The sequence below is a fragment of the Proteus alimentorum genome, assembly GCF_002607735.1.
In the GTDB taxonomy this organism is placed as follows: Bacteria; Pseudomonadota; Gammaproteobacteria; order Enterobacterales; family Enterobacteriaceae; genus Proteus; species Proteus alimentorum.
Window position 1 is genome coordinate 261,054 of sequence record NZ_NBVR01000026.1, and the last position, 20,601, is coordinate 281,654.

Below are 20,601 nucleotides of genomic sequence, written 5' to 3' on the forward strand. Positions count from 1 at the left end.
AACTGGGATTTTTTCAAAAAGCAACCCCCCTTTTTGTGAATTATTCAAAGAGACACTCCAACACCATTCGCTCTATTGATTTTATTTAATTAATTGATATATAAGAATTAAAAATAAAAGTTGAGAATAACACCAATCTTTAGCAATGCCTTGTATTCTCTCTATTCAGAGTATTTTTATAATGGTAATACACAAGGTTATCCACAGGAATAGTGGATAACTACACAAAGTTGTTATCTCTCGGTAGGTTACGTCTTTTTTTCCACCTTAAAATATCCCTAAAAATTGACAAAATTTATTTTTTTTATTTTTTTATTGGTATGAAAAATAGACTTTTATAATTTACTTAATAATGGTCTATCAACTGGGTTTTAAACAGGAAAGATCGAGGTAAGAAGTAAAATTATGCTCTTTTACTTGGTTTAAATAGGGTATTTTGCCTAAAAGTGGTGCTTTAATATGCTGTTTTAATGTTGCCAGATATTCTTTCTGATATCGCCCCGCAGGTTCAACTTCATTTGCAACCCAACCTGCCAATGTTAAACCAGACTGAATAATTGCTTGTTGCGTTAATAACGCATGATTAATGCAACCCAATTTAACACCCACAGTCAAAATAACGGGTAGCTTTTCATTGATAGCCCAATCAGAGAAAAATTGGTTTTCTGACAGTGGCGTAAACCAACCACCAGCGCCTTCGACTAACACCCAATCGGCTTGCTGTTTTAAGTAAGACAAGCCTTCTGACATCACATCAAAATCAATAGGCTGATTCATTTCTTGGCTGACAATATGTGGCGATGTTGGCGTTTCAAAACAATAAGGGTTAACGCGGTGATAATCTAACTTTACCGTACTAAATTTTTGCAGTGTCAGTGCATCTGAATTACGTAAACCTTCATTTAGCCACTCACTTCCTGATGCAACAGGCTTATAGCCCGCAGTTTGATACCCTTGATGCGCTGCACATTGTAATAGAGCACTACTTACTACAGTTTTACCCACTTCTGTATCTGTGCCTGTTAAAAACCATGTTTTAGCCATGTGATATTTTTCCTATAACAATTTGATAAGTGAGTAAGTATTTACCTGACTTTGTTTTCCACACTTTTTCTAACGCTCGAAATTTCTGCCTTGTCATTAACCCTTTTTGTCGATCACCTTGCACAAAATTAGCACCAACGCCCTTCAAAGAAGCAAAGAGCGCATGTAATGAATCATATTGTTCTGTGACAGTTTCAGTAGAAAATTGGCAATGAAAGCCACAACACGCTTTTTCTATATCGTGAAGTGATAAAAAAGGATTTACATGGGGATGTCGATCAAGCGATTGCCAAGCATCTCTGACTTCTTGTAATGTCAAGGTAGTCAGTGTTGAGAAATAAAGTGCGCCTTTTACATTGACGGTATTCATTAATGTTTTAATAGCGCCAGATAAATCATCACACCATTGCATCGCTAAATTACTAAATACAATATCCACACTTTGTGGTGCAATCGCACAATGTTCGATATCACTTTGTAAATAACTATCAGCCCGCTGTTGCTGCTTTGCCACCTGTAACATGGAATGTGATAGATCAAGCGCAATGACAAATTTGCCTTGTTGCTTCCATTTTTGGCTGAAATATCCGGTTCCACATCCTGCATCTAACACAATATTGCCACTGTCATGACGTGCTAAATCCATTAATTTATTGCCGCTATAACGCTGAATATTGGCGTGGTGATCATAATGAACAGCTGCTTTACCAAATGTTTGAGCTATACGTTGTTTATCTGTTTTGACTGAAGAAAGCATGAAGCGTCTCGATTAACAGCTTAATATCTGAAAGGTGATGGCGAGTCGTTAACGTTATTCGTAAACGCGCACTTTGAGGAGGTACTGTCGGTGGAAAGATTGCCTTTACCCAAAGCCCTTTAGATTGCAGATAATCTGAAAGTGTTTGGCACAAGTGTTCATCGCCAATAATTAATGGCTGAATAGCCGTTTGCGAAGGCAATAATTTAATAGGAAGCGAAGTAACACCTTGGCGAAAAATATCAATGAGTTGTTGAAGATAGTCCCGCTCATTATCTGCTTGCTTAATGACATTTAGCGCAGAATTTAAAGCGATAGCTTGTGCTGGCGGCATTGAGGTACTGTAAATAAGATGGCGAGCATATTGTTCAAAAAACGCTGCCGTTGGCTTGTTACAAAGCACAGCCGCCCCACTGACACCAAAAGCTTTACCAAAAGTGACAACCAATATTTCAGGTTTAATACCCGCGTCATCACAACTGCCTCGGCCTTCTTTACCTAAAACACCAATGCCATGCGCATCATCAACCATTAACCATGCATGATGTTTTTGGCTTATTGTTGCTATTTCGCTTAATGGTGCTTTATCCCCGTCCATGCTAAATACCCCTTCTGTTACCACAAGAGTTTTATTAGCCGACGTTTTATTCAGTCGTTGAGATAAAGAGTCTGGCGAATTATGCAAAAATCGCCACAATGTAGCGGGTGATAATACTGCGGCTTCCATGAGTGAAGCATGGCAAAGTTTATCAGCAATAATGGCATCGTCTTTTTCAAGTAATGCCGTAATCACACCTTGATTAGCACTATAACCGGATGAAAATAACAATGCGTTATCGTAACCTAACCAATCTGCAAGATGTTGTTCTAATTGCGCATGAGCTTGTGTAAATCCGGTGATATGCCCTGATCCACCGCTACCTACACCATATTCATCAGCACCTTGTTGCCATGCGTTAATGACGCCTGCATGTTGGCTAATACCTAAATAATCATTGCCTGAAAAATTAAGGTACTTTTCGCCTGATATTGTGATCAAAAAACGTCCATTCGCTTGTTTTATCACTTTGCGTTTTCGCCATAATGGCGTATTTCTACGCGCATTAAGTTGTTCATCTAAATAGGTTTTCCAGCTCATTACAGTGCCGCGTTATAAAATTGTTCAGTGTCTTTATTGGCAACAGCTTGTATCAAGGCTTCTTCTTGCTGATTGTCACCCATAGATACTGCTAATCGTTCAGGGTTTAAACCTAACTTACGGAATAACTGGTGATCTTTATCTTCAGTCGGATTGGTTGTCGTTAATAATTTGCAGCCATAGAAAATAGAGTTAGCCCCAGCCATAAAGCAGAATGCTTGTGTTTGTTCACTCATTTGTTCACGCCCAGCAGAAAGACGCACATAAGAGCGTGGCATCATGATACGAGCAACAGCGATAGTACGAATAAAATCAAAAGGATCGACATCTTCATTATCTGCAAGTGGTGTCCCTTTTATTTTAGCAAGCATATTAATCGGCACACTTTCAGGAGGCTGTGGCAAATTCGCTAATTGCACTAACATTGCAGCGCGATCTTTCACTTCTTCTCCTAACCCTAAAATTCCGCCAGAACACACTTTAATACCCGCATTGCGCACTTTATCAAGCGTATCTAAGCGATCTTGATAGGTACGTGTTGTCACGATACTGCCGTAAAATTCAGGTGAGGTATCAAGGTTGTGGTTATAAAAATCCAGCCCAGCATCGGCTAATCGATTTGCTTGTGAATCATCTAATTTGCCGAGTGTCATGCAGGTTTCCATACCAAGCGCTTTCACTTCTTTTACCATTTGCTCAAGGTAAGGCATATCGCGCTCATGTGGATTTTTCCACGCTGCTCCCATACAAAAACGGGTTGAACCTGCCGCTTTTGCTTTTTTTGCAGATTCAATCACTTGCTGCACTTCCATTAAGCGCTCTTTTTCTAATCCCGTTTTATACCGTGCGCTTTGGGCACAATATTTACAATCTTCAGGACACGCCCCGGTTTTAATCGAAAGCAAAGTACTCACTTGGATTTGTGAAGGGTCAAAATGTTGACGATGAACTTGTTGTGCTTGAAAAACCAAATCTAAAAATGGCATATCAAACAGTGCTCTGGCTTCTTTTAGTGTCCAACGTTTTAGTGCGCTCACAATACAATCTCCTGTTTAAAAGTGATTGCCAGTTTAAATAATAGGGTTATCATGTCAACTAAAATTGATCACCATTGGTTTACATGATTAAGTGGAAATAGAATGACACCTGAAGATATCGCTTTCGATTTACGTCACATTTGGCATCCATACACTTCGATGAGTAATCCGTTACCTGCTTACCCTATCGTCAGTGCAAAAGGCGTTGAATTAGTCTTGGCTGATGGTAGAAAACTGATTGATGGAATGTCTTCATGGTGGGCTGCAATTCATGGCTATAATCACCCAGAACTCAATAATGCCGTTACAACACAGCTAAGCAATATGTCTCATGTGATGTTTGGGGGCATTACTCATCCACCCGCAGTATCACTTTGTCGAAAATTATTAGCGATAACACCAGAGCCACTTGAATGCATATTTCTAGCCGATTCTGGCTCGGTTGCTGTTGAAGTTGCGCTGAAAATGGCATTGCAATATTGGCAGGCTAAAGGTGAAAGACGCCAACGTATTGTGGCGTTAAAACAAGGCTATCATGGTGATACATTTGGTGCCATGTCAGTGTGTGATCCAGATAACTCCATGCACAGTCTTTACAAAGGTTATCTGCCTAATCACCTCTTTGTGGATGCACCCAAAACAGGTTTTTATGAAGAGTGGGATCCGACTGATATCCACTCATTACGCTCAACACTAGAGCAACATCATCAAGAAATTGCTGCCGTGATGCTTGAACCCATTGTTCAAGGTGCGGGGGGAATGCGAATTTATCATCCTGAATATTTAAAACAGGCTAGAGCGTTATGTGATGAGTTTGATGTCTTATTAATTGCTGATGAAATTGCCACAGGATTTGGCAGAACAGGCAAACTTTTTGCCTGTGAACATGCAGAAATATCGCCAGATATAATGTGTGTAGGCAAAGCATTAACGGGGGGTTACATGACCTTATCAGCAACCTTAACCACTCGCCATATTGCCGAAACCATCAGCCAAGGTGATGCCGGTTGTTTTATGCACGGCCCTACTTATATGGGGAATCCATTAGCTTGCGCTGTTGCTGACGCCAGTTTATCTCTATTAGAAAAAGGCGATTGGATAAATCAAGTTGCACAACTTGAAGCTCAACTTAAAAAAGAGCTACTGCCATTAAAACAAGCAAAAAGTGTCAAAGATGTGCGCGTGTTAGGCGCGATTGGTGTGGTTGAAATGAACGAGCCCGTCAATATGGCAAGATTACAAAAAATCTTTGTTGATGAAGGGGTTTGGATCAGACCTTTTGGCAAGCTGATTTATATTATGCCACCCTTTATTATGCCACCAGAAAACCTCACTAAACTCACTCAAGCTATTGAAAAAGTGGTTAGTCTTTAAAGTGAAATAATGCGATAACCTCTAGCGACAGACTATTTTCGCTAGAGGTTAAAGGATCCCCTTTATTTCGTTACAATCGTAACCCACATAGCACCTTTACCTACTGGGTAACATGCTAATTCAGTTAATTCGCCAGTATGTTTATCAATACGAGAAACAGAAGCAAAATCTGATTTTTGACCACAAGAAATCAGGTAATTTCCAGTGTTATCAATATTAAAACCACGAGGCTGTGTTTCTGTTGGGTAATAACCCACAGGTTGCAAATAGTCGCCCGTCTCTGAAATTGCCATCGCACAAATAAAACTTTCAGAGCGTTCACTCGCATAAAGAAAACGTCCATCAGGTGTAATATGAATATCTGACGCCCAACGGGTACTGTTAAATGTTTCAGGGACGATATCGACCGTTTGCATTAAACGATATAAATCCCCCATACGACGATATATATTGATTGTCGCATCTAATTCATTTAGGCAATAAAATACATCACCATTAGGATGGAATGCCATATGACGAGGCCCTGCGTTTTGTGCGGTTGTCAGCTCTTCGGTACCCGCTTCTGTTAAATGCCCCTTTTCTGATAAATCAAATAAACGTATATGATCTTCACCTAAGCAAGGCACAATCAGTTGTTTATTATTCCAATCGATATTAGATGAATGAGGCTTATTTAACCCTTCAATAATTTGAATTGGCGATTGAGGGATCCCCTTCGCATTAATAGGAAAAACGGCTAAATTGCCTTGGTGGTAAGAAGGTACAAATAAGAAACGCCCTGTTTTATCTAAGCATAAATGAACCGGAGTACTTGGAATGGAAGTGATAGCCTTTTGTTCTAACTGACCATCGACAGCAATCGCAAATGTCACCACACTAAAATGAGGTCGAATACCGACATAAAGGTATTTTCCATCTGCACTTGCAATCATCGGCTGTACTTGCCCTGCAACCTCAACAACCTGCAATAAATCCATTTCACCTTCGGTGTTTAATGCATAAACATGGATTTGTTGACTCTCTGGACTTGCTACGTAGACTACTTGTTTCATCCCTTCTCCTTAAAACCGATTACCCATTGATTTATAAAGAATAACAGAACAACCAACGATAAACTGTCACGATTAAGCTAGTTTATCTTTTATTGGTTAACGTGTAACATCAACAGCATTGCATCTTAATACTATCAAGGGGCTTATTTATGTCATATCGCGTTATTGCATTGGATCTTGATGGCACACTGCTTGATGACCAAAAACGTATCCTGCCAGAATCTTTAGAAGCACTCAATCTTGCAAAAAAAGCAGGTGTTAAAGTTTTAATTGTAACAGGTCGTCATCATGTTGCTATTCATCCATTCTATCAAGCTCTCGATCTCGATACCCCTGCGATCTGCTGTAATGGGACTTACCTTTATGACTATATTGGTAAAAAAGTACTGGAATCTGATCCATTAACCACACAAGAAACCAGAGCAGTATTAGATCTCGTTAAACAAACAGATGTACACCATTTAGTTTATGCTGACGATGCAATGATGTATGACCAACTCACCGCAGCAGTACAACGTACACTCAATTGGTCTGATACATTACCAGTAACGCAACGCCCGAATCTTGTCAAAGTTGATGATTTCTATAAAGCGATGCATGATGTTAATGCCATTTGGAAAATTGCGACAACAACGCCTGATCACGATGAATTACGTGCTTTAGTTGAGAAAATTGAGCAACAAGTCGGTTTAGAGTGTGAATGGTCTTGGGTTGATCAAGTTGATATCGCTAAAAAAGGCAACAGCAAAGGCCGCCGTTTACAACGTTGGGTTGAAGCGAATGGTATGAATATGAGTGATGTTATTGCTTTTGGTGATAACTTTAATGATCTTAGTATGTTAGAACATGTTGGTTTAGGTGTTGCAATGGGTAATGCTTCAGATGAAGTAAAAGCGCGTGCAAAAATGGTTACTAAAGTGAATTCACAGCCAGGTATTGCTGAGACTATTTATAAATATATTCTGTCTTGATACTTTAAACGTTAGTAAACATAAACTGAGCCAAGCTTTATGATTATTACAATATATAGTCATATTTCGAATTATTTGGCTCAGTTTATAACTAATTCACTAAAAATAAGCTATTTTTTACTTCTACACTTTTTACACCAGCTTTGATTTGTCGCACCTGATGGCATAGTTCTAAGACCAAAAATAGCTAATAATTCTTGAGAATTTTTAGCAGTAGCACCACATTGTGGACATCTATGTTCTAATTCAATACTTCCAGCCATATCAAACTCCATATATTAATGTAGTGAACTAAAGTATAAGATAAATTGTAGATTTTATCTAATACTTGACTAGAAATGGAAAAAATAAATGAACAATGAGATAAATTACTGGTTAGTCGGAGCAAGTTGGGATGGTTCAGACCATCAAGATAAAGAATTTATAGAAAATAAAATTTGGGTTTTAGGCTATCAAGAAAATGAAAGTAAACAACAATATCAAAAAGCTCAGAAAATTAAAAAGAATGACCGAATAGCAATAAAACGAATGATGGGAAAAGGTTCTCCTGAAATAAAGATACTACATATAGGTATTGTTGAAGGAGTTGTTGATTATGGCAATTTAGTAATCTGTGTAGTTAATTGGCTAGTAGTCAACAAAAATAAAACCATTGAAAGTAAAGGATGTTTTGCTAGTATTCACGGGCCATATAAAATTGGATCAAGCATAGAAAAAGACAACTGGCTAAATGATATTTTCTCTTTATAACCTAGTTCTATTTTTCCTATTCTATAAGAATAGAAAATAATAATAAATTTTTCAAAGGCCTTACCAATAGGAGGTCTTTTACATATGTTTATTTTATAAATAATATTCTAATTAAATATAATCACAAAGGAAAACTATTTTAATTTAATTTAATTTTTTTAGATTTCGATCATATATTAGATATGAAAACCTTGAAAAAAAATCAGGCATCAATGATATTTGATTAGATATTAACTAAGTAATATGGATTAAAAAAGAGGTAATCCTATGTATTTAGAAAGTCTAACAATAGAAAACTACCGTAAATTTTATAATGAAGAAAACAAAATTTGCTTCGTTAAACCAGAACCAATTATTGTAAATAATGAAAAAAAATCAACTATAGGAATTGCTCCTTCAACAACACTAATCATAGGTAAAAATAATACAGGAAAAACAACAATTGTTAATGCACTAAGAATGTTAAGATTTAAAGAACAACCTATAGCATCAGACTTTAATTTATATTACTTAAATAAATTATTTGAAGAGTACAAGAAAGAATTTAAAAAGAATCCATCGACAACATTTGATAAATTAGAGACACCATATTTAAAATTTACCTTAAATATTAACATAAGCTTTAAAGATGAAGATTTAATATCCAATTTATCACCTTTTATTCCTATTAGTGAAAATAAAGATCCCATTAAGATCCCAATTGTAATAAAAGTGATTTTATCTGAAACCCCAATATTCAAAGAGAATGTAAAAAAAATATTTAAAAATATAACAAATGAAGAAGAAAAAGAAAAAGAAAAAGAAAAAGAACAATTTGAAAAATTTTATTCATTACTTTCAAAAAATAATGGCTTTGAAAAAACAAAAAATAATCTTTATAAGTTTCTATTTCAAGATTTTTTAGGGAATATAATCGATACATTTTCTCTTAACAATTTAATTAATATTAAAGAAATTAAAGCTAACAGACATCTTAAGGATGGTGTACTGAGCGAAATTTTTAATAAGATAATTGGTTTTCAGTTCACAAATGATCGTCAAGCATATTCAAGCTTAGAAGAAAGTATAAAAAAAATAAATAAGAACATATCTAGTAATGTAGTTACTAAAAATAATAATATCTCAGAAATATTGGAGCAAATAGAAAATAGAAATAAAGTTAATCTTGAATTATCAGGTAATGTTACTTATGATGCAATCTTAAAAGGACTCATAAAATATAGTTTTATGGATAATGAAGATTATATTCCTGAAGATCAGTTTGGATTAGGTTATATAAATTTAATTAATATTATTGGCGAGATAATCCATTTTGTAGATAGCTATGAAGAAAAAAGCCAATTTAGTTGTATCAATCTATTATTTATTGAAGAACCTGAAGTTTTTATGCATCCTCAGATGCAAGAACTCTTTATTAAACGCATTGATAATGCGGTAAAAAAAGCATTAGAATTAGCAAATAAAACCTCAGAACACACCAAAATATTACAATGCCAAATTGTAATTACCACTCACTCTTCTCATATCGTCAACAGTAAAATCCATAGCAGTCATACTTTCAATAATTTTAACTATTTAACAATAAAAAATAAATGCACTAAAGCAATAAATCTAACCGATGATATACTCGTTTCTAAGAACGAAGAAGATGCAAAAGAAAAACTTAATTTTTTAAAAAAACATATAAAGTACAAAGTATCAGAATTGTTTTTCTCTGATGCAATTATTTTTGTTGAAGGTATAACAGAAGAAACTTTATTAGCTTACTATCTAGAAAATCATCCAACTCTCTGTAACTATTATATTTCCATATTTAACATCAATGGGGCTCACGGAAAATTATATTTACCATTAGCTAAAAAACTTAGTATTCCTTGCTTAATTATCACTGATTTAGATATCAAGCGCGAAAAGTGCGAAAAAAATGAAATACATACAAAAAATGAAAGTTGTAACATCTGTGGGCAACAAGCAAAAAAAGAGCATACAGAATTTATATCTGGTTCAGATCCAACATTCGCTCAGATCCGTAAACTCGAAGGGCGAAGAACAACTAATTCAACACTCAAAGAATTCAATCTACAACTTCGAAATATAAAAGAGGATGATGCAGATAAACTTGATGATATAGAATTTTTTGAGGATGATGATTTTTTTATTATTTTTCAAAAAGATCCTATAGAAGGACAATACGCTACAAGTCTAGAAGAAGCTCTAATTTTAACAAACTATCAAAATGATATAATTAATAATACAATTAAAGAATGTAAGCCTAAAATATATAATGATATTTTAAATAATAGTAATTCCTCTAGAAAAGGCTTAATTGATAATTCATATAAATTACAGAAAAAACTTTCTGATAGTAAGAGTGAATTTTCCAATACATTACTTTTTAGCCTTATATCAGCTGAAATAAATGATGGTATACCTAACCTACCTAACTATATAAACGATGGTTTAAATTGGCTTGTTACTAAATTACAGAGTAATGAATCTTCTTCATTAAATGATACCGTAGTACCCGTTTATAGAGAAGAAGTTAACGATTCAACCATTAAAAGTGTAGAGGTCAAATCTGATGACCGAGAATGAAATTCTAGAACTAGATATTCAGAAGAATATCATTAAACATATAGATAATTTTAAAAGCTTTCGTTTCAATGCGGGGGCTGGCGCTGGAAAAACTTATTCATTAATAGAAGCATTAAGATATGTTGCTATTAATAAAATGGCTAATAAAGAAAACTCACAAAAAGTCGTTTGTATCACTTATACTAATGTTGCAGTAAATGAAATAAAAAATAGATTAGGAAATTCAGACACTATATATATTTCTACTATTCATGAACGCCTATGGGAAATTATTAAAAGAGCTCAACCTCAGCTTTTGATTTGTCATCAAGAGAAAATAAAAGAGACCATAGAAAAAAATAAGATTAATTTATTCAAACCAAATAAAGACAATTTTTTTGTTAGATTAAAAGAAAAACAACAAGAATTTATTAATTTCATTGAAGAAGAAAAGGAACTTTATTATAAAAATAAAGATTATGATGCAAAAAAATTCAGAGAATCTTATCAAACTTATATAGGTGAAAATAGGCCCATTTTTTTAGATGAAGCATTAAGTAACATTCGAGATTTTAAATATGTTTCTAATTTAATATTAAACAATCAAAAGTTAGAAATTTGTTTGGAAAAAATAGAAAAAGGTGAAGAAAAATACGTTAATTATGATAGTGAAATAAACTCTGACATATTACATAGAATGAAATTTAGCCATGATACCTTACTTGAATACGGACTAAAGCTTATAGAAACCTATCCTACCCTTTGTCGTATAATTATTGATAGCTATCCTTATTTCTTTATAGATGAATATCAAGACACAAACCCTAATGTAATTAAGTTTATTAATGTCATTAATAATTATGCTATTGAAAATAAAAGAAATTGGATGGTAGGATATTTTGGAGATGTCGCACAATGTATTTATGATGACGGCGTGGGAGAGAATATCATTGAAATTCATAATAAGCTTGAAAATATTAATAAAGATTTAAACAGACGTTCACACACTCAGATAATAAATATAGCAAATAATATTCGTGATGATGAAATAATTCAAAAGCCTTTTCTTGAAACAAGAGATAAAGGTAGTGTTATTTTTTTTCATGGCGATTTTGAAGATAAGCTTCTTATAGCTAAAGAATTCTTAGCTGAGTATAAAAATGATTTAATAAATACAAATAGCGAAGAAGTACCTAAATTACACTGCTTAGTATTAACAAATGAACTTATGGCAAAATTCAATGGATTTGGTGATGTTTATAAAGAATATAAAGAGTCAGCTATCTATTTTGAAAACTTAAATACTCAGGTATTATCTCAACAACTAGAAAAGTTACATCCCACAGTATTACATATTTATTATTTTGTTAAACTTTATCAAGATATACAAAATGGCATAGCTTCGTATTATGATATTTTTGGTGTGTCAAGTGAGAATGTAACCTTCGCTAAAGCAAGTTTGCTTATTCGTAAATTAAGGAATATAAAAATTATCTCTTTAAAAGAGTGGTTAGACTTTATAATTAAAGAACTTAATAATCATCATATTAAAGATATATTAAAGCTAGTATTAATAAATTACATTCATTATCAAGTAGATAAAGTAAACTCTTCCGATATATTTGAATCAACATTATTAGATGATATAAACATACTGATAAATAAAAACAATGAAAATGAAGACAAAACTAAAGAAAAAATTGAAAGCTTTCTCTCCTTGCCTATTTCATCTTTAATAAAATGGGTTAATTTTATTGATGGTGTAGAAACTGAAGATATAATCTATCATACCTATCATGGTACTAAGGGTGAAGAATATACTAATGTCGCAATCATTCTTGAACATAGCTTTGGGAAAAGGAATAAAGATAAATTTAAAAAATATTTCTCTTTCATACAAAAAAATGATGATGAAAGAAAAAAGTTACTCGATTGTCCTGATTTTAAAACGAAACATATAAATACAAAAAATCTACTGTATGTAGCTTGCTCTCGCGCAATAAAAAATCTTAGAATATTATATTTAGATGATATATCTGAAATAGAAAATGGAATTAAACAAATATTTGGTGAAGTAAAGCCTTGGACAACAAAAACTACTACTGATTAACATATTCCTTTAACAGGCCTAATTTAAATTAAATTTTAAATCAGGCCTTAATAAGGTTATCTATTTAAAAATACTGATGTTTTAACTTAATGATAAAACAAACGTATCAAAGATGACGACTTAGCGAAATACTCTTAATTTGCGCATAAAGCCATTGCCCTTCTTGGATATTCAATTCATCTTTTGCCCAAGGCGTGATCCTTGCCCATAAATAATTACCATCATTGACAAGTTTTACATCGACTTGGCCATCATTCGTTATGGTTTCAACCACTTTCATATGCAAAATATTACGAATACTGCTATTTGAAGGACGAGTGGTAGTTAGTGATACATCAGAAGCATCAATACGCACACGCACGTCACGACCGATTTTCGCCTCTATTTGAGGCAACCACAGCACTTGATTACCAAAAGCCGTTGCCGTCATATCGTAATGGTTATGATGCTCTACTACCATCACATTGGCGATACTGCTTAATGTCTCTTTTTGTAACCAAGGACGTAATGCACTACTTGCCCATACATCTTCCAATTTACCTGTCGCCTTAATTTTTCCTGCATCCATCACGATGACGTTATCTGCAAGTCGAATAATTTCATCAAGGCTATGACTCACATATAAAATAGGAATTTGTACATCTTGTGAGAGCTTTTCTAAATACGGCAGTAATTCACGTTTACGCGGTAAATCAAGCGATGCTAAAGGCTCATCCATTAGCATAATATCAGGCGCTGTCAACAAGGCTCGCCCTATGGCAACACGCTGTTTTTCCCCCCCTGATAAGGTGATAGGGAAACGTGAGAGTAAATGTTCAATACCTAATAAATGAATAATGCGATCAAACTGCACTTTCATTGTCGGTGACATACCGTAAAGCAGATTTCCTCTTACTGTGTAATGAGGAAACAGTCGGGCATCTTGAAATACATAACCCACTTTACGTTTTTCAGGTGGCAGATAAATTTTCTTTTCAGTATCAACCAGTGTGTGATTATTTAATACAATCCGACCTGAATCGGGTTTGGTTAAACCGCCAATCACATTAATCAGTGAAGTTTTACCCGCCCCAGATAAACCAAAGACTGCGGTAATACTTTCTGTTGGCAGTTCAGTATTGACTTCCAGACGCAGTGATCCTAGCGTCTGTTTAAAATTCATCTCTAGCATACGCCCCCCAATCTTTTACGACCCCAACGAGTTAGCCACTCTGAAGCCATTAAAGAGACGAGCGCCAAAATAATTGCAATCACACATAAACGGGCGGCATCCATTTCCGCACCGGGTGTTTCAATCAAGGTATACATTGCCAGAGGAATGGTTCTTGTTTCCCCCGGAATATTGGAGACGAAAGTGATTGTTGCGCCAAATTCTCCCAATGAGCGCGCAAATGCCAACACAATCCCTGCGATGATCCCTGGCATAGACAAAGGTAACGTTATGGTAAAAAAGACTCTTATCGGTGATGCCCCTAAGGTTCTCGCCGCTTGTTCCATCCGTTGATCGACAGCTTCTAATGCTAATCGGATAGCTCTTACCATCAATGGAAATGCAACTACTGCAGATGCAAGTGCTGCGCCTCGCCAACTAAAGGTAAAGCTAAAACCAAACCAGTCATACAACCATTCACCAATAAATCCACGTCTCCCCATACTGATCAGTAAAAGATAACCGACCACAACAGGAGGTAGAACTAAAGGTAAATGGATAATACTATCAAGCAATGATTTACCGGGAAAACGTACCCTAACTAAAAGCCAAGCCATAAAAATACCAAAAGGTAGACTGATAATAACTGCGACAGTCGATACCTTAAGGCTTAATATGATGGCTTGCCATTCGTATTCACTTAACATCTCCAAAAGTATAATTCCTACAGTGGGCTAAAGCCGTATTTCTTAAAGATTTCTGCGGCTTGAGGTGTTTTCAGATAGTCATAAAAATCACGAACTGCTTTATTGTCCTGACCTTTTACAACTGCCATTGGATACTCAACAGGTTTGTGGCTATCAGCTGGGAATACGCCGACCACTTTCACTTTATCACTCGCAACCGCATCAGAACCGTATACGATACCTAATGGTGCTTCATCACGCTCAACCAATGCCATACCGCTACGTACGTTATTAGTACGAGCCATTTCTGGGCTTACTGTATCCCATGCACCTAAATATTCTAATGATTCTTTTGCATAGATACCAACAGGCACATGATCCGGATCGCCAACAGCTAGTTTTCCGCCATTAAGTAAGGATTTCCATTTGGTTTCCTTATTAATAACAACGTCATTTAATTGACTATCTTTAGGGGCAATGAGTACTAAATCATTACCTAATAGTGTATGACGTGAATCTGCAACCATTAAATTTTTATCGATTGCATAGTCCATCCACTGCTGGTCTGCCGAAATAAACAGATTTGCAGGTGCGCCTTGTTCAATTTGACGAGCCAGCGTTGAAGAAGATGCATAAGATGCAACCACTTCACCTTGTTTATCTTGCTTATATTGTGCCGAAATTTCATTAAGAGCATTGGTAAGAGAAGCAGCAGCAAATACCGTTACTTTTTCCGATGCAAAACTTTGGCTTACTAAAGCAAAAGAGATAACTGCGCCAGCAAGTAACTTGCCTGATAATTTTTTCATGTTCTAATTCCACTTAAATTAAAGGATGACCACGCTGTATATACCAAGATACAGCGTAAAATGAAAGGATTAGATGTTAGAAACTGGTTATATATCAATAAATATAACCATTAAAAAGAAACAGAAAATGGAGATAGAAATAGAGATAGAAAAATTTACATACTCTAAATAATTCAAGTTGCAGCTAGGCGACAAGTGAATGAGTCACTAGGAGCATACATAAGTATGTGACTAGTGTGAATGAACGCAGTCAACAACGCTGTGGCTTGAAGTATGACGAGTATATATATTCTAAATAATTCAAGGTACAGCTAGGCGACAAATGAATGAGTCACTAGTCACATACATAAGTATGTGACTAGTGCGAATGAACGCAGTCAACAACGCTACGGCTTGAAGTATGACGAATATGGCGAATAAAAAAACAGCCCTCTAAGCTAAAGGGCTGTTCTAAATCAGGGAGGGAGATTTTATGATTTTTTATCTGCTTTTGGCTGACTTGGTGAAATCAGGTTAAACACTTCACCTAAACCATAAATGATGCCCATAATGAGTACCATTACAACGGGTACCATCAAGAGAGCAAACCCTAAACTTTTCAATAATTCAAGCATGATAACCTCTTTATCATGGTATATTCGGAAAGCCAGAGTTGGCATTTCTTCACGAATGACGAATAATAACGCTATAGTTGTATATATTCTAGAGAATTATCGCTTTGTGTCGGTACAAAAAATGCGATAAACACACAAAAAAGAAGAAGCCTATCATTATGCAAGCAGAAATATTATTAACACTAAAACTTCAAGATAAGCTCTTTGCCGATCCTCGTCGTGTTGCGCTGTTAAAACAGATCAAAGCGACGGGTTCAATTAGTCAAGGGGCAAAAATGGCAGGCATTAGCTATAAAAGTGCTTGGGATGCCATTAATGAAATGAATCAACTCGCAGACGAACTTCTTGTTGATAGAGCGACTGGCGGTAAAGGTGGCGGTGGTGCAACCCTTACTCATTATTGCGAGCGCTTACTTCAACTTTACGATCTGCTAGGTCAAATTCAGCAAAAAGCCTTTGATGTATTAAAAGATGATTCACTCCCTCTTGATAGCCTTTTAGCGGCGATTTCTCGCTTTTCATTACAAACGAGTGCCAGAAACCAGTTTTTTGGTACGATTATTGAGCGTGATAATCTTCAAGTTCAACAGCATGTTAATGTGCAACTTGCAGATAGAAAAACGACTATTCGTGCTGCGTTAACAGAAAAAAGTGCAGATCGCTTAGGCCTGAAAAAAGGCAAAGAAGTACTGATCTTAATTAAAGCGCCATGGGTTAATATTGAAAAAGGGACTTCTTTAGCACAACAATATGACAATGCCCTTTCAGGCACACTCACTCAAATTGAGACGGGTAGTGAAAACAGCGAATTAGTGGTGACATTAGAAGGTGGGCAAGAAGTGTGTGCCACCTGTTCTAATCAGCATGTTAAAGAGCAAAAATTGCATATTAATGACAGCGTAAGGGCTTTATTTAATGCCGATCAGGTGATTGTCGCCACACTGTGTTAATTATTAGTATGGTTGCTTTTAAATAAAAAATAAAACCATCACTTGCTAATTATTTAAATAAATAATATTAAGTGATGGTTTTTATTTTAGAAGAATATTTTTATTAAAGAATAAACAATTAAAATTATTTATTCTGAATACATGCGAGTAAAATAATCGCTAATTTTATTGTTATCGAGCAATCTATCTTTGGTAAAATCAAGACTATCAGAGACTACGATATATTTTCTTAACTCTTCTGGAATATCTTCTATCGTTGCATAAATAGTTGGAACAATAAAACGAAAATAGTCACCCATTTTGGTTTTTCCTTCATACCCTACGGGGTGATCTTCATATAATTCATTAAGGGCTTCAAAAAGAAACATCCCCATTTTAGCCCCTATTCCCGCATCAGAATGATTCCCATCCCATTTTTTTAATTCAAAATCAAATTCTTTTATTATTTTATTATTTTATTATTTTATTATTTTATTATTTTATTATTTTTGATTTATCATATTTTCTATAAGTATAACTTGAATATAAATCAATAATATAGTTAGACTTCTTATTTATTTTATTGTTGTATTTTTCTGATTCACCATCAATATATTCAGATAAGTCATCCAAATATAATTTAATATCAGGTATCGATAATAGTACTTTAGGTAACCACCCACTATTGTTATTATACATTTTTGCTAGATACCCTTGATTATCCATGGCAACCCATGCATACGTATAAGATGAACCTGGTACCCATTCTGGGCTTAGAGGTAAAACCATATATCCTCATTTTAATTGATAGGCCCATCCCATCGTAATTGATGACGTAATTCATTAGGGACCAAGTTAAATAACATTTTAATATACTTGATATTACCATCATATAATATACTTATTTTTGAACTACATTTTTCAGTATATGTTTTAGCTTGAAAATTTAAAAATGAAATATCACTTTCATCAAAATCTTGATTAAGTATTTTTTTTGGTAAATTATGAATTAACTGTAATTCATAATAACAAGATTTATCCTTTGCTTTTGCTATCATTCCTCTAGACTGAATATTTCTTAATTGAGGCAAAATCCAATACATCATATCTATGTATATTTCATTTTTAGTCATATATTCTCACTTTATTTTTCTTACAGGTAATGGTTTTGAATCAACTATAGGATTGTCTATTTTAGTCCAGCTTCCATTATCTAACAATTGATTAATATATTTTATTTCTCCTATTTCATTATATATTTCCACTGCAGCAACCATCCTATGGTTGCCTTCCGTTACATAATAAACACCCTTTTTGTCTATATAACCAGCAATAATACCTGATGGAGTTTTATAGCTATAAAAGTTTTTAAGCATATCAGCTTTTATTAAATCAACTGCATCAGGATCACTTAATCCTACTTGTCCACTTTTTATAGAAGAAATCAATTTATTTCTTGTAGTAATTTTAGCTGATGTCTTAGCTATAAGCTGAGAACTTCCTTTCGCAACTCCAACGCCACCAGCAAATAAACCTACAAGATCAAAAATGAGTTTTCCACTTTCAACACCAGCATTAAATGAACCAGATACACCTGCTTTTTGATATTCTTCCTCTAGCTTTTCAATACGATCGATATACGATTGTTTAACAGCTTGGGTTAATGTATCGAAAGCATTATCACTTTGAATCACCGCTTTGATAGCTTGGTATGTTTCTAACGGATTTATAGCAAGAGAAGCGAGCCCTTCTATCGTTTCATACAATCCTGTTGGTATACCTGCTAAAAGACCTGCATTAAACCCTGTATCTTGTCCTATATCTGCTGATAGCCATTTAAGATAAATTGCTGTCTTTTTAAAATAATTAGTTTCAGCAGATAATTCTTTCTCCATTAATTTTTGCTGATGATGAGAGAGATAATTGTAACGGAAACTATTTTCAGCCCCTCTAGCGCCACTATATACACCACCTGGCTCACCAGTAAAAATACCGCCTGCAATGCCACCAAATAATCTAACAAATTGAGCTTGTGATTCTGATTTTTTATGCCACTCCTCAGCCTTAATAGTATTATCGCCCAACGAAATAGCCGCAATTTCAGCAGCCAAACCACCTATAATTGCACCTTTAACATTTCCTCCACTAATTTGTGCAGATAAACCGGATAATATTGCATGACTTAAAACCTTTCCTGCATGTCCTAATACCGTACCGTTATCACCAATTAGGTTGGCACCTTCTGCATAGAATTGACTGCCAATATTGCTTAATAGCGCGATTTTAAAATTATCAATAAAACTGCCGCCTTGAATGGCAGTACCGAGGGTTGAACTGACGATTGAATGCGAGGCAACACGCTGGGCAACTTGATTCCATGTTGCGTTATCAGTAAGCAATAACTTACCTGTTGAGGGTAAAGACACCGCAGCTTGCGATACTAAAGAGGCAAAACCGTTAATGCCTGTTCTAGTGATTGTTCTTTTTGGGCTTTAATATCCGCAGATATGCCTTTTGGGGTATCAATGGTAAGCTTTCCGCTAATATAAAGTTCAGGTAATTATTGCTATTCTTTGTTAATTATTAGCATGATTATTTTTATTTAGTATCCATTTAAATTTTACGACTAATACAACGCGTAAATGCTTCTTTTATTGAAGCACCTAAATCCTCGTCACTACAATTGGTTTTTAATGTAATAATTGCACTATCAGGTATTCCCTCACCTACCCAATGATCCATACGTAAATGNCAACGCGTAAATGCTTCTTTTATTGAAGCACCTAAATCCTCGTCACTACAATTGGTTTTTAATGTAATAATTGCACTATCAGGTATTCCCTCACCTACCCAATGATCCATACGTAAATGATTTTGGGGTCTAATAATAATTTCATTATCTACAATACTTAAACCACATAAATTCATATTTTCAAATAGAGCTGTTTTATTTTTATAGCCATACTCTTTAATAATTTTTTTTATCCATTCTGGATAGGATTTTTTATCATTATACATCTCATGAAATTCTTGTGAGTTACTTTCTATTTTTCTGCTATTAATTAAAGAAATTTTTGCATAATAACCTAACTTAGTATTAGTGATATCATTAGATAAAATATTATATCCATTTTTAAAATCCATAAAATGGATATAACATCCAGAAATAGTTACTATAATATAATAATCATTATTAAAGTAAATATCTGCATATAAATTATAATATTTAGATTTAATCACTAATCAATCCTCAATTATAGTAATATTAATCCTAATATTCTTTGATGATGCATTTTTAATAGAATTATTTATTATATCCCATTATTCTTTATTTGTATTTTCTGGTATACCCAATTCTATTGTTTTCTGTTTTATTTGTTCAGGCATAATTCTCATACTTCCTTTTCTTTCACCATTATAACTATCTATTTTTGAAATATATGTATTTAATGTATTTTCTATTGATCTTGGATTTTCAATCCTTGAGGCTGTTTGGGTATTTAATGTCTTTACACTAATATATTAATCTGTATTACCATCATAATAGTCAAATGTTTTGGCGTTAAGATGTAATCGTGTCAGTCGTTTATTTGATAGACCAATGTA

General features: G+C 34.4%; 22 protein-coding genes. 6 read left to right on the plus strand and 16 right to left on the minus strand.

Features of this window, described 5'->3' with window-relative positions:
- Window positions 1-360 precede the first annotated feature (360 nt).
- From bioD to bioB, 4 genes are read right to left on the minus strand one after another with little or no spacing between them, the layout of a single operon-like run.
- Window positions 361-1,044: a dethiobiotin synthase gene (gene bioD, locus B6258_RS09730; protein ID WP_099075095.1), complete on the minus strand. Its 684-nt coding sequence runs from the start codon at window positions 1,042-1,044 to the stop codon at window positions 361-363.
- On the minus strand, window positions 1,037-1,801 hold the full coding sequence (gene bioC, locus B6258_RS09735; protein WP_099075096.1) for a malonyl-ACP O-methyltransferase BioC: 765 nt from the start codon (window positions 1,799-1,801) through the stop codon (window positions 1,037-1,039). Before bioC ends, bioD begins: the two co-directional genes overlap by 8 nt.
- The gene (gene bioF, locus B6258_RS09740) at window positions 1,776-2,939 is read right to left on the minus strand and encodes an 8-amino-7-oxononanoate synthase (RefSeq protein ID WP_099075097.1); all 1,164 of its coding nucleotides are present in this window, start codon (window positions 2,937-2,939) and stop codon (window positions 1,776-1,778) included. The genes bioC and bioF overlap by 26 nt, the downstream gene beginning before the upstream one ends.
- A complete protein-coding gene (gene bioB / locus B6258_RS09745) occupies window positions 2,939-3,976 on the minus strand; it encodes a biotin synthase BioB (protein ID WP_098943836.1) in 1,038 nt (345 codons plus the stop codon). Before bioB ends, bioF begins: the two co-directional genes overlap by 1 nt.
- 102 nt (window positions 3,977-4,078) lie before the next feature.
- Between bioB and bioA the strand changes: the two genes are divergently transcribed.
- Window positions 4,079-5,350, plus strand: coding sequence for an adenosylmethionine--8-amino-7-oxononanoate transaminase (bioA, locus tag B6258_RS09750; RefSeq protein WP_099075098.1), 1,272 nt, complete (start codon window positions 4,079-4,081; stop codon window positions 5,348-5,350).
- Between the two features lie 62 nt (window positions 5,351-5,412).
- Here bioA and pgl read toward each other — a convergent pair whose 3' ends face one another.
- The gene (pgl, locus tag B6258_RS09755) at window positions 5,413-6,402 is read right to left on the minus strand and encodes a 6-phosphogluconolactonase (protein ID WP_099075099.1); all 990 of its coding nucleotides are present in this window, start codon (window positions 6,400-6,402) and stop codon (window positions 5,413-5,415) included.
- A gap of 149 nt (window positions 6,403-6,551) precedes the next feature.
- Here pgl and B6258_RS09760 point away from each other — a divergent pair, with 149 nt between their 5' ends.
- Window positions 6,552-7,373 (plus strand): pyridoxal phosphatase, encoded by an 822-nt coding sequence (locus B6258_RS09760; protein ID WP_099075100.1) that lies wholly within the window; start codon window positions 6,552-6,554, stop codon window positions 7,371-7,373.
- Between the two features lie 110 nt (window positions 7,374-7,483).
- Here the strand turns inward: B6258_RS09760 and B6258_RS18065 are convergent, their stop codons facing one another.
- The gene (locus B6258_RS18065) at window positions 7,484-7,636 is read right to left on the minus strand and encodes a hypothetical protein (protein WP_164996156.1); all 153 of its coding nucleotides are present in this window, start codon (window positions 7,634-7,636) and stop codon (window positions 7,484-7,486) included.
- Window positions 7,637-7,724: 88 nt separating this feature from the next.
- Between B6258_RS18065 and B6258_RS09765 the strand changes: the two genes are divergently transcribed.
- From B6258_RS09765 to B6258_RS09775, 3 genes are all read left to right on the plus strand, one after another.
- Complete coding sequence (locus B6258_RS09765) at window positions 7,725-8,123, plus strand: hypothetical protein (protein WP_206073617.1); 399 nt, start codon at window positions 7,725-7,727, stop codon at window positions 8,121-8,123.
- A gap of 267 nt (window positions 8,124-8,390) precedes the next feature.
- Window positions 8,391-10,718, plus strand: coding sequence for an AAA family ATPase (locus tag B6258_RS09770; protein ID WP_099075101.1), 2,328 nt, complete (start codon window positions 8,391-8,393; stop codon window positions 10,716-10,718).
- A complete protein-coding gene (locus B6258_RS09775) occupies window positions 10,705-12,807 on the plus strand; it encodes a UvrD-helicase domain-containing protein (RefSeq protein WP_099075102.1) in 2,103 nt (700 codons plus the stop codon). The genes B6258_RS09770 and B6258_RS09775 overlap by 14 nt, the downstream gene beginning before the upstream one ends.
- Window positions 12,808-12,913: 106 nt before the next feature.
- On the opposite strand, the gene modC is transcribed toward B6258_RS09775, so the two are convergent.
- From modC to B6258_RS09795, 4 genes are all read right to left on the minus strand, one after another.
- Complete coding sequence (gene modC / locus B6258_RS09780) at window positions 12,914-13,978, minus strand: molybdenum ABC transporter ATP-binding protein ModC (RefSeq protein ID WP_099075103.1); 1,065 nt, start codon at window positions 13,976-13,978, stop codon at window positions 12,914-12,916.
- A complete protein-coding gene (modB, locus tag B6258_RS09785; RefSeq protein ID WP_036938363.1) occupies window positions 13,972-14,664 on the minus strand; it encodes a molybdate ABC transporter permease subunit in 693 nt (230 codons plus the stop codon). Before modB ends, modC begins: the two co-directional genes overlap by 7 nt.
- A gap of 17 nt (window positions 14,665-14,681) precedes the next feature.
- Window positions 14,682-15,452: a molybdate ABC transporter substrate-binding protein gene (modA, locus tag B6258_RS09790; RefSeq protein WP_099075104.1), complete on the minus strand. Its 771-nt coding sequence runs from the start codon at window positions 15,450-15,452 to the stop codon at window positions 14,682-14,684.
- A 470-nt stretch (window positions 15,453-15,922) separates the two neighbouring features.
- Window positions 15,923-16,066 carry an AcrZ family multidrug efflux pump-associated protein gene (locus B6258_RS09795; RefSeq protein ID WP_071788544.1) on the minus strand — a complete coding sequence of 48 codons (144 nt, stop codon included), beginning with the start codon at window positions 16,064-16,066 and terminating at the stop codon, window positions 15,923-15,925.
- Between the two features lie 158 nt (window positions 16,067-16,224).
- Here B6258_RS09795 and modE point away from each other — a divergent pair, with 158 nt between their 5' ends.
- A complete protein-coding gene (gene modE / locus B6258_RS09800) occupies window positions 16,225-17,016 on the plus strand; it encodes a molybdenum-dependent transcriptional regulator (RefSeq protein WP_099075105.1) in 792 nt (263 codons plus the stop codon).
- A 128-nt stretch (window positions 17,017-17,144) separates the two neighbouring features.
- Here modE and B6258_RS09805 read toward each other — a convergent pair whose 3' ends face one another.
- From B6258_RS09805 to B6258_RS18500, 6 genes are all read right to left on the minus strand, one after another.
- Window positions 17,145-17,390: a hypothetical protein gene (locus B6258_RS09805; protein ID WP_099075106.1), complete on the minus strand. Its 246-nt coding sequence runs from the start codon at window positions 17,388-17,390 to the stop codon at window positions 17,145-17,147.
- A gap of 100 nt (window positions 17,391-17,490) precedes the next feature.
- Window positions 17,491-17,784 carry a hypothetical protein gene (locus B6258_RS09810; protein ID WP_099075107.1) on the minus strand — a complete coding sequence of 98 codons (294 nt, stop codon included), beginning with the start codon at window positions 17,782-17,784 and terminating at the stop codon, window positions 17,491-17,493.
- An 11-nt stretch (window positions 17,785-17,795) separates the two neighbouring features.
- Window positions 17,796-18,128 (minus strand): zinc ABC transporter substrate-binding protein, encoded by a 333-nt coding sequence (locus tag B6258_RS09815; protein ID WP_099075108.1) that lies wholly within the window; start codon window positions 18,126-18,128, stop codon window positions 17,796-17,798.
- A gap of 6 nt (window positions 18,129-18,134) precedes the next feature.
- Window positions 18,135-19,421, minus strand: a complete 1,287-nt coding sequence (locus B6258_RS09820; protein ID WP_338064485.1) for a DUF637 domain-containing protein — start codon at window positions 19,419-19,421, stop codon at window positions 18,135-18,137.
- Between the two features lie 187 nt (window positions 19,422-19,608).
- Window positions 19,609-20,235 carry a contact-dependent growth inhibition system immunity protein gene (locus B6258_RS09825; protein WP_099075109.1) on the minus strand — a complete coding sequence of 209 codons (627 nt, stop codon included), beginning with the start codon at window positions 20,233-20,235 and terminating at the stop codon, window positions 19,609-19,611.
- Between the two features lie 81 nt (window positions 20,236-20,316).
- Entirely contained in the window at window positions 20,317-20,514 is a 198-nt protein-coding gene (locus tag B6258_RS18500) for an endonuclease toxin domain-containing protein (protein WP_338064488.1), read from the minus strand.
- Window positions 20,515-20,601 lie beyond the last annotated feature (87 nt).